Source organism: Pseudomonas sp. CGJS7 (assembly GCF_036961695.1).
The window spans coordinates 1-15,313 of sequence record NZ_JBAMDI010000190.1 but is presented as its reverse complement, the minus strand read 5'-3'; the positions used below and the strand labels follow the sequence as shown (position 1 = coordinate 15,313).

General features: G+C 68.1%; 17 protein-coding genes. 7 read left to right on the top strand and 10 right to left on the bottom strand.

Features of this window, described 5'->3' with window-relative positions:
- Positions 1–207: 207 nt before the first annotated feature.
- The 8 genes from V7787_RS49365 to rsmD form a co-directional block, all read right to left on the bottom strand.
- Positions 208–978 carry a TMEM43 family protein gene (locus V7787_RS49365; protein ID WP_336094911.1) on the bottom strand — a complete coding sequence of 257 codons (771 nt, stop codon included), beginning with the start codon at positions 976–978 and terminating at the stop codon, positions 208–210.
- The gene (locus V7787_RS49360) at positions 975–1,865 is read right to left on the bottom strand and encodes an MBL fold metallo-hydrolase (RefSeq protein WP_336094910.1); all 891 of its coding nucleotides are present in this window, start codon (positions 1,863–1,865) and stop codon (positions 975–977) included. The genes V7787_RS49365 and V7787_RS49360 overlap by 4 nt, the downstream gene beginning before the upstream one ends.
- A 171-nt stretch (positions 1,866–2,036) precedes the next feature.
- Positions 2,037–2,621 carry a hypothetical protein gene (locus V7787_RS49355; RefSeq protein ID WP_336094909.1) on the bottom strand — a complete coding sequence of 195 codons (585 nt, stop codon included), beginning with the start codon at positions 2,619–2,621 and terminating at the stop codon, positions 2,037–2,039.
- A 136-nt stretch (positions 2,622–2,757) separates the two neighbouring features.
- The gene (gene ggt, locus V7787_RS49350) at positions 2,758–4,482 is read right to left on the bottom strand and encodes a gamma-glutamyltransferase (protein ID WP_336094908.1); all 1,725 of its coding nucleotides are present in this window, start codon (positions 4,480–4,482) and stop codon (positions 2,758–2,760) included.
- A 38-nt stretch (positions 4,483–4,520) separates the two neighbouring features.
- The gene (locus V7787_RS49345; protein ID WP_336094907.1) at positions 4,521–4,769 is read right to left on the bottom strand and encodes a YfhL family 4Fe-4S dicluster ferredoxin; all 249 of its coding nucleotides are present in this window, start codon (positions 4,767–4,769) and stop codon (positions 4,521–4,523) included.
- A 697-nt stretch (positions 4,770–5,466) separates the two neighbouring features.
- Positions 5,467–5,961, bottom strand: coding sequence for a hypothetical protein (locus V7787_RS49340; RefSeq protein ID WP_336094906.1), 495 nt, complete (start codon positions 5,959–5,961; stop codon positions 5,467–5,469).
- A gap of 43 nt (positions 5,962–6,004) precedes the next feature.
- On the bottom strand, positions 6,005–6,508 hold the full coding sequence (gene coaD / locus V7787_RS49335; RefSeq protein WP_336094905.1) for a pantetheine-phosphate adenylyltransferase: 504 nt from the start codon (positions 6,506–6,508) through the stop codon (positions 6,005–6,007).
- 132 nt (positions 6,509–6,640) lie between these two features.
- On the bottom strand, positions 6,641–7,312 hold the full coding sequence (rsmD, locus tag V7787_RS49330; RefSeq protein WP_336094904.1) for a 16S rRNA (guanine(966)-N(2))-methyltransferase RsmD: 672 nt from the start codon (positions 7,310–7,312) through the stop codon (positions 6,641–6,643).
- 65 nt (positions 7,313–7,377) lie between these two features.
- Here rsmD and ftsY point away from each other — a divergent pair, with 65 nt between their 5' ends.
- The 6 genes from ftsY to V7787_RS49300 all read left to right on the top strand — a co-directional run bounded on the left by ftsY (position 7,378) and on the right by V7787_RS49300 (position 12,299).
- Positions 7,378–8,670, top strand: a complete 1,293-nt coding sequence (ftsY, locus tag V7787_RS49325; RefSeq protein ID WP_336094903.1) for a signal recognition particle-docking protein FtsY — start codon at positions 7,378–7,380, stop codon at positions 8,668–8,670.
- A gap of 6 nt (positions 8,671–8,676) precedes the next feature.
- The gene (locus tag V7787_RS49320; protein WP_336094902.1) at positions 8,677–9,993 is read left to right on the top strand and encodes a hypothetical protein; all 1,317 of its coding nucleotides are present in this window, start codon (positions 8,677–8,679) and stop codon (positions 9,991–9,993) included.
- Between the two features lie 6 nt (positions 9,994–9,999).
- Positions 10,000–11,133, top strand: coding sequence for an A/G-specific adenine glycosylase (mutY, locus tag V7787_RS49315; protein ID WP_336094901.1), 1,134 nt, complete (start codon positions 10,000–10,002; stop codon positions 11,131–11,133).
- Positions 11,134–11,187: 54 nt separating this feature from the next.
- Positions 11,188–11,457 (top strand): oxidative damage protection protein, encoded by a 270-nt coding sequence (locus tag V7787_RS49310; protein ID WP_336094900.1) that lies wholly within the window; start codon positions 11,188–11,190, stop codon positions 11,455–11,457.
- 135 nt (positions 11,458–11,592) lie between these two features.
- Complete coding sequence (locus tag V7787_RS49305; RefSeq protein WP_336094899.1) at positions 11,593–11,850, top strand: hypothetical protein; 258 nt, start codon at positions 11,593–11,595, stop codon at positions 11,848–11,850.
- A 185-nt stretch (positions 11,851–12,035) separates the two neighbouring features.
- Positions 12,036–12,299, top strand: coding sequence for a hypothetical protein (locus V7787_RS49300; RefSeq protein WP_336094898.1), 264 nt, complete (start codon positions 12,036–12,038; stop codon positions 12,297–12,299).
- Positions 12,300–12,347: 48 nt separating this feature from the next.
- Here the strand turns inward: V7787_RS49300 and V7787_RS49295 are convergent, their stop codons facing one another.
- Both V7787_RS49295 and V7787_RS49290 read right to left on the bottom strand, forming a co-directional pair.
- The gene (locus V7787_RS49295; RefSeq protein WP_336094897.1) at positions 12,348–12,857 is read right to left on the bottom strand and encodes a GNAT family N-acetyltransferase; all 510 of its coding nucleotides are present in this window, start codon (positions 12,855–12,857) and stop codon (positions 12,348–12,350) included.
- Between the two features lie 74 nt (positions 12,858–12,931).
- Complete coding sequence (locus V7787_RS49290; RefSeq protein ID WP_336094896.1) at positions 12,932–13,192, bottom strand: YjhX family toxin; 261 nt, start codon at positions 13,190–13,192, stop codon at positions 12,932–12,934.
- A 737-nt stretch (positions 13,193–13,929) separates the two neighbouring features.
- Here V7787_RS49290 and V7787_RS49285 point away from each other — a divergent pair.
- Positions 13,930–15,313: hypothetical protein (locus V7787_RS49285; protein ID WP_336094895.1), on the top strand; the 1,384-nt coding region annotated here is incomplete at its 3' end.

The window sequence follows — 15,313 nt, the reverse complement described above, 5'->3', positions numbered from 1 at the left end:
TTTTGCTCTTAGCTTCCCTTCAATCCCAACAACGACGGCCAGAGCCATCGCACACTCCCCTACCCGTCATTCCGGCGAAAGCCGGAACCCATTTTGCTCTTAGCTTCCCTTCAATCCCAACAACGACGGCCAGAGCCATCGCGCACTCCCCTACCCCGTCATTCCGGCGAAAGCCGGAATCCATTTTGATCTTCGCCACGCCGCCGCTTACGCCGACCGCTTGCGCCGCCCGCGCAACCACATCAACGCCGCAGCCGCGGCCGCAACGCCCGCGATCAACCATCCCCAAGACCAGCGCTCATCCGCCGGCGGCTCGCCCAACACCGCCGCGCCCGCGCGCGCCGGCGCCGCGTTAAGCGCCGCCGCAGCCGCTTCAGGCTTGAGTTGCCACGCGCCTTCGCGCAGTTCCAACTGGCTTTCCAACGCCGGCAAACGCAGTTCGCGCCAAGTCACGCGCAAGTCGCCGATCTGCGGCGCCAGCGGATTCTCCGAACTGCCCAGGCCGTCGCCCTCGGGTTGAAACGTCGCCGCCAGGTTGGCCGGCAAGCGGCTGAAGTTGGGCCGGAACAGTTTCCACTCGCCCAACGCGCGCAGCACTTCGCTGTCGATGGGCTTGTCGTCCAGAGTCGCCGACTCCGACCACCAGCGCTTGTTCTCCAGCGGCATGCGCGTGGGATTGACGTGGCCGGGCGCGAAGCCGCTGGAATCGATCGGCGCGGAGTTCCAGATCCGCTGGTAACCCGAATCGCCCGGCGCGGTGCCGGCCGAACGCCGCCATTGATACATCTCCACCCGTCGGTCCAGGCCGAACTGACGGCTGACCACGCCGAAATCGCGATCGGTCAATGCCTTGCCCGGCAACGGTTCGCCGACCGGCTCGCCGCTGTCCTCGTCTTGCGCGCGCGCCGGCGCGGCGATGCACAACGCTGCCGCCAATGCGATCGCGAACAGCGCGCGCATCGCCAGGTTCGGGCTCACGCAGCCAGGGCCCTGGCCTGCAACTCGGCGACTTCGTGCGCGGTGCCGAACTTGCCCTTCTCATCGCGCACCACCTGCGCCAACGCGCAACCGGGGTCGTGGGTGAAGAACAGATGCACGTTGCGTTCGAGTTTGTCGCTGAGGAAGGCTTTCTTTTCGTCGATCAACAACTCGGCGTTGCGGTCGTAGCCCATGGTGATCGGCACGTGCACCCACGGCCGGCCGGGAATCAGATCGGCGCAGAACACCACGCCGCCGTGCGGTTGTCCGTGGGCGCTGTCGGGGCCGACGATCTCGGCCAGCATCAGTCCCGGTGTGTGGCCGTGGCTGTAATGGAAACGCACGCTGTCGCCGAGCAGCTTGGAACGCTCGCCCTCGACCAGTTCCAGCCGGCCGGTGGCTTCCAGCAGCGCCGGCAGTTCGGGAATGAAGCTGGCGCGGTCGCGCGGATGCGGGTGCAACGCGCGCTCGTAGTGTTCGCGCCCGACCAGATACGCGGCGTTGGGGAACAGCAGCTCGGGCGCCCGGCCCTCGGCCCACGGCGCCAGCAATCCGCCGGCGTGATCGAAATGCAGATGCGAGAGCACCACCACGTCGATGTCCTGCGGCGCGAAACCGGCCTGGGCCAGCGAATCGATCAGTACATGCCGTTCTTCGACCACGCCGTAGCGCTCGCGCAGCTTGGGTTCGAAGAACGCGCCGATGCCGGCTTCGAACAACACCGTCTTGCCGGCCAGCGGGCTGGCCAACAGCGCGCGGCAGGCCAGCGCGATGCGGTTTTGTTCGTCCGGCGGCGACCATTTGGCCCACATCGCCCGCGGCGCGTTGCCGAACATCGCGCCGCCATCGAGTTTCTGCGAGTTACCGAGGATGGACCAGAGTTTCATGTCGGCACCGCCCGGTTGCGGGCACTGGCGGGGGAAGTCTGATTTTAGCCGGGATTGGGGGGTTGCAGCGGGGGTTGGGGAATGGGGATCGGGGAACTGAAGATCATTCAGATGGCGCGATTCATCAGCGCTTGCCGCCGCGATTTTCCAAGCCTGTTCCCTGCTTCCGCCTCACTGCGGCGTGGCGACGGTGGAGAAATGGAAAATGAACTCGCCGTCGCGGCCGTCGCCGCCCAGCACCCGAATCGGCGCCAGCGGGCGGTCGGCGACCAGGGTCGCGGTGCCGCTGGCGGAGAGTTTGCTGATGATGCCGCCGGTGCGGCCGCTGATCTTGATCAGCATTTCCTGGCCCGGCACCAGCACGACCCGGCCGATCGAAGGATCGCTGGTGCGCGGTTTGACGTCGCGGCCTTCCTCGCCGTCGACGTAGTCGCGCGCGGGCAGCTGGAACAAGTCCTGACCGCCGGCGCTGACGTCGAACGACCAGGTGGTGCTGCCGTTGGTGCCGTCGTTGAGCACTTCGATCCGGTCCAGAGTCAACAGCACCGAATAACGCGACGGCGCCTTGGGCTCGGCCGGTTTCGCCGCCGGCACGGGCGCGGCCGCCGCCGGCGCGGGCGCGGCGGGCGACTTGTCCTTGAGCCCGCCGATCTCGCGCACGTTGTTGATCAACGTGGTCAGCGCGACCAGAAACGCCACCAGCGCGATCGAAATCGCGGGCACGCGGGTATACCAGCGTTTGTCTTCGTCGCTCACTGCCCGCTCCCCTGTTCCTTTCCAGCTTGTTCCTGTCCGGCCTGTTCCAATGCGGCCTGCGTACTGTCCATCCGGCGCAATCTACTGCAACGCGCGGCGCCGGCGCCATCGCCGGCGACGCGCTGACGCCGTCGATTCAGCGCTTGTCGAGCAAGACCTCGGCCAGGCCGACCTCATTGCGCGGATCGGTGCCGCCGGACAAGGTGTTGTCGCGCTTGTCCCACATCACCGTCTGCAGATTGCCCCAGGTCGATTCGGCGGCGTTGACCTTGTGGCCCATCGCCTGCAGCTTGGCGACGGTGTCGGCGTCGAGCGCGCCGGCCTCGGCCGAGATCACATCGGGCAGCCACTGGTGATGAATGCGCGGCTGCGCAGCCACTTGCTGCGGGCTCAGGCCGGCGTCGTAGGCCAGCACTGCCAACAGCACCTGGGTGATGATGCGGCTGCCGCCGGGCGCGCCGACCGCGATCACCTTGTCCTTGGATTCCAGGAAGCTCGGCGTCATCGAGCTGAGCATGCGCTTGCCGGCTTGCGGCGCGTTGGCGGCGAAGCCCATCACGCCGAAGGCGTTGGGCGTGCCCGGACGCAGGGCGAAGTCGTCCATTTCATTGTTGAGCAGCACACCGGTGCCCGGCGCGACCAGGCCCGAGCCGTACAGCAAATTCACCGTCTGCGTGGCCGAAACCCGGTTGCCTTCGCGGTCGATGATCGAGAAATGAGTGGTCTCATCGTCTTCCAGCGGCGCCGGCTGGCCCGACAGCAGATCGCTGGGCGTGGCTTTTTCCGGATGGATGGTGGCGCGCAGACCGGCGGCGTAATCGGCACTGGTCAGACGCCGCAGCGGCATCTTCACGAAGTCCGGATCGCCCAGGTAAATGGTGCGGTCGCGGTACGCGCGGCGCATGGCCTCGGCGATGATGTGGGTGCGGTGGGCCGGATCGAGCTTGCTCAGATCCCAGCCTTCCAGAATCTGCAGGATCTCGGCGAACGCCACCCCGCCCGAGGACGGCGGCGGCGCGGTGACGATGTCCCAGCCGCGGTACTTCAACTTCAGCGGTTCGCGTTCGACCACTTTGTAGCCGGACAACTCTTCGGCCGTCCACTTGCCGCCTTCTTCCTTGACCGAGGCGAGCAGTTTTTCGGCGACGTCGCCGCGATAGAAACCGTCGAAGCCCTTCTCGCCCAGCAGTTCCAGAGTGCGGGCCAGATCGGGCTGCTTGAAGATTTCGCCGACCTTGGGCGGATCGCCGTCGGCCAGATAGACCTCGCGGGTGCCGCGGTAGCGCTCCATCACTTCGCGCCGGCTGCCGTAGCTTTTTTCCAGGCGCGCGTAGACCGGGAAACCTTCGCGGGCGATCTTGATCGCCGGCGCCAGCGAGGTCTTCAGCGGCAACTTGCCGTACTTCTGCGCAAGATGGACCAACGCCGCCGGCAACCCGGGGATGCCCGCCGACCACGGCCCGTTGACCGAGCGATCGCGATTGAGCTCGCCCTTTTCGTCCAGGAACGCCGCCGGCGTAGCCGCGGCCGGCGCGGTTTCGCGCGCGTCGACGAAGATGTCGCGGTTGGTCTTGGCGTCGTGCAGCAGGAAGAACCCGCCGCCGCCGATGCCGGAGCTGACCGGTTCGACCACCGACAGGGTCGAGGACACCGCGATCGCGGCATCGAAGGCGTTGCCGCCCTGGCGCACGATGTCCAGGCCGGCCTGGGTCGACAGCGTGTGCGCGCCGGCGATCACCGTGCCCGGCGGATGCGCGGCGGCCGGCTTGGCGGGCGATGCCTGGGCGGCCTGGGCGGCGGGCTGTTTGCACAGCGCGGGCGTGGCGATCAGCAGCAACGAGGCCAGCAGCCAGGGAGACATCAGACCGGCTCGCGGCCGCAACGCCTTGCGCATCGGGTTCACTCCTGTTGTAGACGGCGCAGCTTGTCGAGCAGCTGCGGTTCGGATTCGACGTGTTCGGGGTCTTTGTCGATGCACTCGACCGGGCAGACCACCACGCATTGGGGCTCATCGTAGTGGCCGACGCATTCGGTGCAGCGCGCCGGATCGATCACATAGATGGTTTCACCCTGAGCGATGGCCTGATTGGGACAGGCCGGCTCGCAGACGTCGCAGTTGACGCAGAGTTCGTTGATCTTGAGCGACATGGGCGTTCGAAGGGCGCCGGCGCTGTCGCGCGATTCGCGGTGCCGGCCAAGGCGCCCAGTTTAGGCTTCTGCGCCGGCTGGGCATAGCTGCGGGCCGGGATGCTGCGTGTTGCGGGCGAAAGGTTGCGAAAGGTCATGCCCCCTACCGCGCCGCCGCAGTTCCCCCCTTTGAAAAAGGGGGGTTAGGGGGGATTTACCTCAGGTCGCGACAAATCCCCCGCGCCGACGCTCCCACCACTCCTCAAGCAAACGCCGGGGCGCAGCCCCCTTTTGCAAAGGGGACGAATTCACACGCCCGCTGCGCCGAGACCGCCGCGTCACTGTTCCCCCCTTTGAAAAAGGGGGGCTAGGGGGGATTGGCCTCAGGTCGCGACAAATCCCCCGCGCCGACGCTCCAACCACCCCTCAAGCAAACGCCGGGGCGCAGCCCCCTTTTGCAAAGGGGGCGAATTCACACGCTCGCCGAGCCAAAACCGCGCCGCGCCACTGTTCCCCCCTTTGCAAAAGGGGGCTAGGGGGGATTTGCCTCAGGTCGCGACAAATCCCCCGCGCCGCCATTCCAACCACCCCTCAGGCATACGCCAAGGCGCCGCCCCCTTTTGCAAAGGGGGCACCCAGTCCGCAAAAACAACTCGGGCCGCACAAGGCGGCCCGAGTCGACAATCCATCGCGCCGTCGCCAGGACGGCAACCGCCGCTTACTTGGCTTCAACGAACACGTAATTCACGCCCGAAGCGCTGACCGCCGCCTTGACCCGCTCGCTGTCAGCCGCGTCGCCGATGAAGATGAACTTCACGCCCTTCATCGTCGCCGGCTCGACCTTGGCGAACGAAGCGATCACCAGATCCGCGCTCTTGGCCGAGTTCGGCGAGCCGAACGCGACCAGGTTGCCTTCCAGGATGCCGCGCGACATGTCGCCGACCGACTTTTCCAGCATCAGGTCGTAATCGCGCTGGAAGGTCGGCGACTCGGCCGCCGGCAGCACGTACACGTAGGTGCTGCCGTTGACGCCGTCGAGATTGCGCTTGATCACGTCGGTCAGGTACGCGTTCCAGGCGGTTTCGTCGCTGGTCTTGGGCGCCGACAACGGCGCGGCTTCGGCCGCGACCTCCTTCTTCTCCTCTTTCTGGCAAGCGGCCAGCAACGGCAGCGCCAGGCAGGCGATCAACAGCAGACGGAAGGAAGTTTTCATCGGTAGGCCCCTTGAGGTTCGGTTCGGGTGTGTCGTTGGGTGATCAGTTTTTCTTGCGTTGCCACTCGGCCTGCAGCGCTTGCGCCACCGCCGGCGGCACGAAGCCGGACACGTCGCCGCCCAGTCGCGCGATTTCGCGCACCAGCGAGGACGAAATGAAGCCGTATTGCTCGGCCGGAGTCAGGAACAGCGTCTCCACCTCGGGAATCAGATGGCGGTTCATGCTGGCCAGCTGGAACTCGTACTCGAAGTCCGAGACCGCGCGCAGACCGCGCAGCAGCACCCCGCCGCCGACTTCGGCGACGAAATGCGCGAGCAGGCAGTTGAAGCCGCGCACTTCGACGTGGGCGTGATGGGCCACCGCCTTGCGGGCCAGGTCGACGCGGATGTCCAGCGGCAGCGCCGGGCCTTTGCTCGGGCTCTCGGCCACGCCGATGATCATCCGCTCGAACAGCGGCGCGGCGCGGTCGACCAGATCGATATGGCCGTTGGTGATGGGGTCGAACGTGCCGGGATAGACGGCGATGCGGTTGCGGGCCGAGCTCATTCGATGTGTCGTTCGCTGCTGGAATGACGGGGAGCGGGAAGGCCGCCCCGCCGGATGCGGCGCAGTGTAGCAGCCGTCCGCGCGGGCCGGTCGGGCGCGCCGGGGCGCGGATCGGCCCGCAGGCCGGCTCGGTCAGGCCGACAGCCGGCGGTACAGCGCGTAACGCACCTCGCGGGTGGCGCCTTCGCGGTGCGGCGCCCACGGCGGCGGCAAGGCGATCGCCGCGTCGATCGGCGCCTCGACGTACAGCCAGGCCGACGGCGCCAATCTCGGCAACAACAGCGGCCACACCGCATCCCACAATCCGGCCGCGAACGGCGGGTCGACGAAGGCCAGATCGAAACCCGGCGCGCCCTCGCCCGTCGGCGGCTGGGTGGCCAGCCAGCTCAAGGCGTCGGCCTGAACCACCTGCGCGCCCTCGCCGCCTTGCAGCCGCGCGGTCAGTGCGCGCAGTTGCGCGGCCAGCGCCGGCTCGCGTTCGACCAGCACCGCGCTGGCCGCGCCGCGCGAGAGCGCTTCCAGCCCCAATGCGCCGCTGCCGGCGAACAGGTCCAGCACGCGTGCGCCGGGCAGCGCCGGCAGCAGCCAATTGAACAGGGTTTCGCGGACCCGGTCGGAGGTCGGACGCAGGCCCGGCGCGTCGGCCACCTCCAGACGGGTGCCGCGCCAACGGCCGCCGATGATCCGGACTTTGCCGGCCGCCGCGCTCGCGGCAGCCCCCGGCCTGGCCGGAGCGGGTCCGCCGGCGCCAGGGCCGCGGCCGGAACCGGCGCCTGCGCGGGCGCCGCGTCGGGAAGTCTTCATCGGGGGAGTCTGGGAGCCGGTGCTAGCATGTGGAGATTCTCGCGCATGCCCCCACCTCCCGTCTCATGCTCAGTTTTTTCCGCCGCAAAAAGAACGAAACCGCTGGCGGGAAACCGTCCGAGCGCGACTACAGCACCGAAGAACTGGCCGCGGCGTTCCCCAACGCGCAGCCGACCGAACCCGTGGCCGAAACGGCCGCCGAAGCCGTGTCCGAGCCTGCGGCGCCGGCCTACGCCGCCGAACCGCCGGTGCCGCCGGAAGTCGTGGCCGCGCTGCTGGAGGTCGAACCGCCGTTGCCGCAGCCCTCGGCGCCCGCCCCGGCGGCTGTCGTCGCGGCGCCGCAACCGGCCGCCGCGCCGGTGCCGGCCAGCGACACGGTCGTATTCGAAACCGCACCGACTGCCCCCACCGATTACATCGACAAGCCCGCCGCCCCGGCCGGCAAGCTGGGCTGGCGCGAGCGCCTGCGCGGCAGCGCGTTCGCGCGCAGCTTCGGCGGCCTGTTCTCGCGCAACCCGCGCCTGGACGACGACCTGCTCGACGAAATCGAGACCGCGCTGATCACCGCCGACGTCGGCGTCGGCGCCACCACCGCCCTGGTCGAGAACCTGCGCAAGCGGATGAAGTCGCGCGAATTCGCCGACGCCAACGCGCTGCTGGCGGCATTGCGCGCCGATCTGATCGCGATGCTGCAACCGGTGGCCAAGCCGCTGGTCATCGACGTCAACGCCAAGCCGTTCGTGGTGCTCACCGTCGGCGTCAACGGCGTCGGCAAGACCACCACCATCGGCAAGCTGGCCAAACGCTTCCGCGACGAAAACCGCCCGCTGATGCTGGCCGCCGGCGACACCTTCCGCGCCGCCGCGGTGGCGCAGCTGCAAGCCTGGGGCGAACGCAACGGCGTGCCGGTGGTGGCGCAAGGCCAGAACGCCGATGCCGCGTCGGTCGCGTTCGATGCGCTGCAAGCGGCCAAGGCGCGCGGCACCCAGGTGCTGATCGCCGACACCGCCGGACGTCTGCACACCCAGCAGGGCCTGATGGCCGAGTTGGGCAAGATCCGCCGCGTGCTCGGCAAGGTCGATACCACCGCGCCGCATGAAGTGCTGATGGTGATCGACGGCACCACCGGCCAGAACGCGCTGTCGCAGCTGCGCCAGTTCCATGCCGCGGTCGGGGTGACCGGGCTGGTGGTGACCAAGCTCGACGGCACCGCCAAGGGCGGCGTGGTGTTCGCCTTGGCGCGCGAGTTCGGCATTCCGATCCGCTTCGCCGGCATCGGCGAACGCCCCGAGGACCTGCGCGTGTTCGATGCCGAAGCCTTCGTCGACGCCCTGCTGCCCGACGCGCTCGGCGGCTGAGGCGCGATGCCCGCGCAGACGGCGCCGCCGCCCGCACGCCGCTCGCGCAAGCGGATTTATGTATTGCTCGCGCTGCTGCTGGCGGCGCTGATCGGCGGGCGCTGGGTCTCGCGGCCCAGCCAGGTCAGTTGGATCGTGCTGTCCCAGACCGGCCGCGCGCTGGGCCTGGAAATCAGCGCCAGCGGCGCCAGCGAGTACCGCTTGCGCGGCACGCCGATGATCGTCGTACGCGATCTGGTGGTGCGCGAACCCGGCGCCGGCACGCCGCTGCTGCGCGCGCAACGCGCCTATCTGTCGCTGCCGTGGGCCACTTTGCGCGCCGCCGGCGATTCGCTCGATGTCGAACGGGTCGAACTGGACGCGCCGCAGATCGATATCGCCGCTTTGAACCACTGGCTGGCCACGCGCCCGCCGTCGACCGAACCGATTCGGATTCCCTCGCTGAGCCGCGGCGCCCGCGTGATCGATGGCCGTTTGATCGGCGAAGGCTGGTCGGTCGAGCGGCTTGCCTTGAACTTCGCTGAGTTGGGCCCCGACAAACCGGTGCGCGGGCATTTGCGCGGACGCGCGCTCAGCGACGGCGTGGCGGTTCCGTTCGATCTGGCCGCGACCTTGCAACGCCCCGCGCTCGCGCGCGGCGTCGGCGTGGCCGGCGCGATCGCGGTGGAGGCCAAGGATTGGCGCCTGCCGATGCGGGTGCGGCTGGGCGCGCTGCTGCATTCCGGCGACGACGGCCTGGGCCTGGATCGATTGCGGCTGGGCGCCAACGCCCGTTATCGCTCCGGCGATACCGACCTGCCGTTCGTTTACGGCGTGGCCGGCCCGCTGCGTTATCGCGACGGCAAGCTGAGCCTGTCGCCGATGGGCGCGATCGTCCGCGGCGGCGACCCGAGCGCGAAAGCGAACGCCGCGGACAATCCCATTCCCGACTTGAGCGCCGCCGGCAGCTTCACCTTCGGCGACGCGCTGGAGCTGCATTGGCGCGGCGAAATCGCCGCCTGGCCGGCAGCATGGCCGGCCTTGCCGCCGCCGCTGGGCCAATCCGATTCGCCGCTGCCGCTGCGCCTGGACTACACCGGCAAGGCCGACTTCTCCGACACCATCGCCTTGCAGGCGCAACGCGACCAAACCCGTTTCGACGGCCGCTTCCGCCTGCCGCAGGTGCTGCAATGGCTGGATGCGAGCAAAGGCTCGCCGCTGCCGCCGTTGAGCGGGACGCTGAGCGCGCCGAAGATCGAAATTTCCGGCGCCAGCCTGGAAGGCATCGAAATCCAGATCGAAGACGATCCGCCCCCGCCACCGGCGCCCGCCGCCGCGCACTGAAGTCCGATGAAAGCCCGTAGCCAAAGCGCCAACGCCCCGACCCGCAGCCGCCGCGCCAAGCCCGCCGCCGCCGCCGTCGACGCATCCCCCATAGCCGCGCCCGACGCATTCGCCAGCCGCCTGCTCGCATGGTTCGACGTCAGCGGCCGTCACGACCTGCCCTGGCAACATCCGCGCTCGCCGTACCGGGTGTGGTTGTCGGAAATCATGCTGCAACAGACCCAGGTCAAAACCGCCGCGCCGTATTTCGAACGTTTCGTCGCCGCGCTGCCGGATCTGCCCGCGCTCGCCGCCGCTTCGCAAGACACGGTGCTCGGGCTGTGGTCGGGCCTGGGCTACTACGCCCGCGCGCGCAACCTGCACGCTGCGGCCAAGCTGTGCGTGCAGCGCCACGGCGGCGACTTGCCGCGCGATATCGACGCGCTCACCGACCTGCCCGGCATCGGCCGCAGCACCGCCGCGGCGATCCTGTCGCAGGCCTGGGGCGACCGCCACGCCATCCTCGACGGCAACGTCAAACGCGTGCTCAGCCGCTATCACGGTATCGACGGATTTCCCGGCCTGCCGGCGGTGGAACGGCAGTTGTGGGCCCTGGCCGAATCGCATCTGCCGCACGCGCGCATGACCGATTACACCCAGGCGCAGATGGACCTGGGCGCGACCTTGTGCACCCGCGCCGATCCGGCCTGCATCCTGTGCCCGCTGCAACACGACTGCGCCGCGCGCCTGCAAGGCCGCGTGGCCGAACTGCCGGTGCCCAAGCCCGGCAAAGTCGCGCCGCAGCGTTACGCGCAGGTGCTGTGGCTGCTCGACCGCGACGGCCGCGTGCTGCTGCAGCGACGCCCGCCCGCCGGCATCTGGGCCTCGCTGTGGACGCTGCCGCAAACCGAAGACGAAGAACAGGCCGCGCAATGGTTCGCAGCGCACGCGCAGGGCGATTTCGCCGACGGCGCGGCGCTGGCGCCGATCGCCCACGCCTTCAGTCACTACAAACTCGAACTGCGCCCGCGCCGTTGGCGCCAAGTCGCCTTGCGCGACGCGGTCGGCGACAATGACGACCTGCGCTGGTTCGCGCGCGAAGAACTGGCCGGACTCGGCATTCCCGCGCCGATACGTAAACTGATCGAATCGACCAATTGACCGAAGCCGCGCCACCGCGCGTACCGATCGCCCCACTTGAACAGGATTGCCCCGATGAGCCGCAGCGTTTTCTGCCAATACGAACAACGCGAAACCGAAGGCCTCGACTTCGTTCCCTGGCCCGGCCCGCTGGGCAAGCGCGTATTCGCCGACATCGGCAAAACCGCCTGGGCCGCGTGGCTGGCCCACCAGACCATGCTGATCAACGAAAACCGGCTCTCGCCGCTGGATCCCAAGCACCGCGCGTTCCTGGAAGCGGAGATGGAGAAGTTCCTGTTCGGCGGCGGCGCCGACAAACCGGCCGGTTACGTGCCCGAAGCCTGAATCGATTCACGCGCGGAACTGCGACCCAGTACCGCGCGGCGGCACCTCAGGACGCGACCGCTTTCGTGTAGAAAAAGGGCTCCGGCCGCGGCCGGAATCCAGGGCTGAGGCCCGCAGGCACGAAGGAGAGTCCTGATGTTCAAGACGAACACCCCGTCCGCGCGGAAAATCGCGTCGTTCGCGCTCATCGCCGGTCTGGCCGCATCGGCCGCCGCGCTCGCGCTGCCGGTCGCCCGCGACGGCGAGAGCTACACCTTCAGCTACTACTCCGACGCGGCCCGCACCGACAAGGTCGGCGAGCGCATGTACGGCTATTGCGGCGAACCCTATAGGTGGGGCCGCGTGACCGCGTACTCGAGCTACTACAAGACCACCTGCCACACCGACCCCTGAGGCCGGCGCGCACGCACCGATTCGACCGCAATCGCCGCCGACGGCGACGCCGACGCGCGCGCCGTTGCGCGAACCATCACGGACGCAATCACCGTCCGCACGCTCACCTGCAGTCCGCAGCCGTGAAACGCCCGCGGCGCATCGCGCGCCGCGTTCGTCGCCAACCGCCAACAAGGAGAGTTTTCATGTCGCGTCTCATCAACCGCCTGCCGAAGAAACTCGCACTGATCGCGTTCGTCCTCGGCGCCGCGATCTCGCTGACCGCCGTCGCACTGCCGTATCCCGGCCCGGACGAAGGCTACATCCAGACCTATTATTCCGATGCCAGCCGCACCCAGATCGTCGGCGAGCGCTCTTACGGCAATTGCGGCGAATCCTTCGGCTGGGGCCTGCGCACTCGCCACTTCGACCTGGAAAAGATCGTCTGCGGCGACGGTCTGCCGCACTGATCCAAAACCGCGAGGCCCGGCCGACGGCCGGGCCTCGCGTTGTTGCCATCACTCCGCCGCGTCGATTCCGAACGCATCCGGATAACGCACCCGCCCGGCCTCTCCGCGCAGCGCGCCCTCGACCAGTTCCAGCGCCATGAACGCCTCGCCGGAGAACGGCGCCGCGAGCTTGCTCGCCAACGCCGCGCTGAAACCGAAGCGCGGGTAATACTCCGGATGCCCGAGCACGACCACCGCTTCGTAGCCGTCGTCGGCCAGACGCGCCAACGCCTCGCGGATCAGCATCGACCCCACGCCCGAACCCTGGTAGTCCGGACGCACCGAGATCGGCGCCAGACACAAGGCATCGACTTCGCGGCCGTCCACCTGCACCGCCAACGCGGTGAATAACACGTGACCGACCACCTGCGCGTCTTCGATCGCCACCAGCGACAACCGCACCAGTCCGTCTTCGCGCAAGCGGTCGACCAGATCGGCCTCGCCGTCGCCGCCGAACGCGGCGCGGGTGATGGCATGGATTTGCGCGCGGTGCGCGGTTTGTTCTTCGGTAATGTGCATATCGTCCTCCTGTGACCCGTACGTGGGCATGCAATCGCGGACAGCGCCGAACATCAGCAGACTCAGCATGCCGGTCACCTGTTGTCGAGTTGAGGGCGCACGACCTGCCGCCCCAGATGAGTGATGCGGTAAGGCCCGCCGTCGCTGGAAGCGATCAGCTGGCGCCGCTTGAGTTTCTTGAACACCGCCAACGAACAATCGGCGAGCCGGAACCCGTCGCGGTTGTAGCAGTCGACTTCGATGATGGCCGCGCCTACGGCGGCGCGGCGATGGTGGATGGCGCCACCCTGAGCCAACGCGTGCAGGACGCGTTGCTCCAACTTGGAAATATTCATGTCGCATGTCGGTTGTAGCCGGAACGAACGCGACGACGCGCACCCGCTTTGCGCGGATGGCGAACAGATTCGACGCGTTACCCACCTTCGCGCAGCGAAGGATTAGCGGGTGGCTACACTCTCAGACATGGTATCCCTCTGGGCCCGCCGGTCGGCGGTGGATGGGGATGCGGACCGTAAAGCGAGCGGGCGCCGCTGTCAACACGTCCGGGCGACGCGCGTGCGGTCGCGTTCACCCTTGCGACCGGTAAAACAGCCGCCGAAACCGTGCCTGCGATCCCGCCGACCCGCTACTCGCCGCCTTCGCAACCACGGCCTTGTGAGGTGCGCGTGCGCTTGAACGCGCCTCGCAATCGGGCTGCGACTCGGCGAGATATTGCGGAACGACTCACCGTTGAGCGCATCGCTCAACTAGAACACCGATGCATCCACAGCGACGATGCGCACAGTATCGAGGCGCAAGTCGCGGATAGAAATTCGCGCGCGAATCGCGAACGCACAACAGCGGCACAGAATTACAAAGCCGCCCCGTCGGCGCGTGGCATATCGCCGAGACTTGCGCGCTCCGAATGGGCCGCCGGTCGTTCCCATCGGACGCGTCGCGCGCAGCGCGCACGCCTATCGCGCAAACGACCGCATCGACAGAGGCTGACATGACGCAACACTCTTGTTTCTCCAATACGTCGCGACCGACGACCGCGCGCCGATGGTTTTCGCGCGCCGCATGGCTGTGCGGCTTGGCGCTGCTCGCCGTCGGCGCCAGCGCCGCGACCGCCGCGTCGCCGGGAGCCGGAAAGGCGGCGACGCTTTGCTCCAAAGTGCAGCAATACGGCATTACTTTCACCCTCGATCGCGAATATCCGTGCGGCCGCTTCGCCAACGGCGACTACTGGGTCGCGCCCTCCCAGAGCAGCGCGGGCAAGGTCAAGATCGTTTCGATCGCGCCGAACTTCGCCTCCGGCCGCAACGGATTCGAAGTGAATCCCTCGCGCGTGGATCGCCACGGCTTCGACAGCAACGCCTACGGCTACGACGCCAGCCTGGTGCCGAAACTGCCCTACACCGCATCGCCCAACCAATCCATCGTCAAAGCCGTGTCGCTGGCCGGCGACGACAAGACCTCGCTCGACACCGCGGCGGTGCTGACGGTGCTGGCGAGCGCGCCGGCCGATGGCGGCAGCGGCAGCTTCCGCCCGCCCTATTTCGGCCGCAACAAACCGCTGTACGCGACCAGCCGCTTGCGCCTGGAACGCCTGCCCAGCCTGGCGGCGTTGCCGAACACGCCGACCCTGGCGCTGCTGACCGAACGCTTTGCGCCGGTGCAGTTGGACCACCAACTCGGCTGGTCGGCCGACCAGATCCACCCCAAGCGCAACATGCCCGATTACGGCGCTGAAATCGCCATCGACACCGCCGTAGCCGCGCTGCGGCTGATGGTGCAAGGCGACGCCGCGCAACGCCGCCAGTTGGCGATCAACTTCGTGCAATACGGCATCGATCTCGACGCGGCGATGCAAGGCGGCCTGCACTTCCACGCCGACGGCGGCCATCGCCATGGCCGCAAGCTGGTGTTGGCGCTGTCGGCGCTGCTGCTCGACGACTCGGCGATGGCCGCGCGCGTTCGCGATTTCCAGAGCGGCACGTTCCAGGAAGACGATCAGCTGTATCTCGGCGCCGGCGCCAACAAGGTACTGTTCGGCAGCCCCTGTTCGGCCGCCGACTACTGGGACAACCAGAACACCGGCAACAACTCGCGCGATTGCCGCGACCCTTACGGCTACATCGACGGCGGCCAGAAACCCGGCGACTACTACCAGTTCTGCTGCACCGCCAAGGGCTACAAGGCCGCCGCGCTGGCGCTGCGTCTGACCCCGCAATTGCGCTGCATCTGGAGCGACGACCGGATCCTGCGCTACGCCGACCGCTGGGTGACCCACGGCACCTGGACCCAACCCGATCCCTACCAGCCGCGCGGCAACGGCGCACGCGACACCAATCCCGCCGACGGCATCGGCCGCTGGCCGGGCCAACACGGCGCCGCCCGCGACGACGGCTACTACGGCGACGATTTCGCCGACGCCATGTGGACCGCATACCGCGCCCAAGCCAGCGACAGCTACA

Bases quoted from the DNA above. Each gene is read 5' to 3' on its own strand.
- V7787_RS49295 (WP_336094897.1), bottom strand. From the start codon at position 12,857: ATGCACATTACCGAAGAACAAACCGCGCACCGCGCGCAAATCCATGCC.
- V7787_RS49310 (WP_336094900.1), top strand. From the start codon at position 11,188: ATGAGCCGCAGCGTTTTCTGCCAATACGAACAACGCGAAACCGAAGGC.
- V7787_RS49300 (WP_336094898.1), top strand. From the start codon at position 12,036: ATGTCGCGTCTCATCAACCGCCTGCCGAAGAAACTCGCACTGATCGCG.
- V7787_RS49305 (WP_336094899.1), top strand. From the start codon at position 11,593: ATGTTCAAGACGAACACCCCGTCCGCGCGGAAAATCGCGTCGTTCGCG.
- ggt (WP_336094908.1), bottom strand. From the start codon at position 4,482: ATGTCTCCCTGGCTGCTGGCCTCGTTGCTGCTGATCGCCACGCCCGCG.
- mutY (WP_336094901.1), top strand. From the start codon at position 10,000: ATGAAAGCCCGTAGCCAAAGCGCCAACGCCCCGACCCGCAGCCGCCGC.
- V7787_RS49340 (WP_336094906.1), bottom strand. From the start codon at position 5,961: ATGAAAACTTCCTTCCGTCTGCTGTTGATCGCCTGCCTGGCGCTGCCG.
- rsmD (WP_336094904.1), bottom strand. From the start codon at position 7,312: ATGAAGACTTCCCGACGCGGCGCCCGCGCAGGCGCCGGTTCCGGCCGC.
- ftsY (WP_336094903.1), top strand. From the start codon at position 7,378: ATGCTCAGTTTTTTCCGCCGCAAAAAGAACGAAACCGCTGGCGGGAAA.
- V7787_RS49290 (WP_336094896.1), bottom strand. From the start codon at position 13,192: ATGAATATTTCCAAGTTGGAGCAACGCGTCCTGCACGCGTTGGCTCAG.
- V7787_RS49320 (WP_336094902.1), top strand. From the start codon at position 8,677: ATGCCCGCGCAGACGGCGCCGCCGCCCGCACGCCGCTCGCGCAAGCGG.
- V7787_RS49345 (WP_336094907.1), bottom strand. From the start codon at position 4,769: ATGTCGCTCAAGATCAACGAACTCTGCGTCAACTGCGACGTCTGCGAG.
- coaD (WP_336094905.1), bottom strand. From the start codon at position 6,508: ATGAGCTCGGCCCGCAACCGCATCGCCGTCTATCCCGGCACGTTCGAC.
- V7787_RS49360 (WP_336094910.1), bottom strand. From the start codon at position 1,865: ATGAAACTCTGGTCCATCCTCGGTAACTCGCAGAAACTCGATGGCGGC.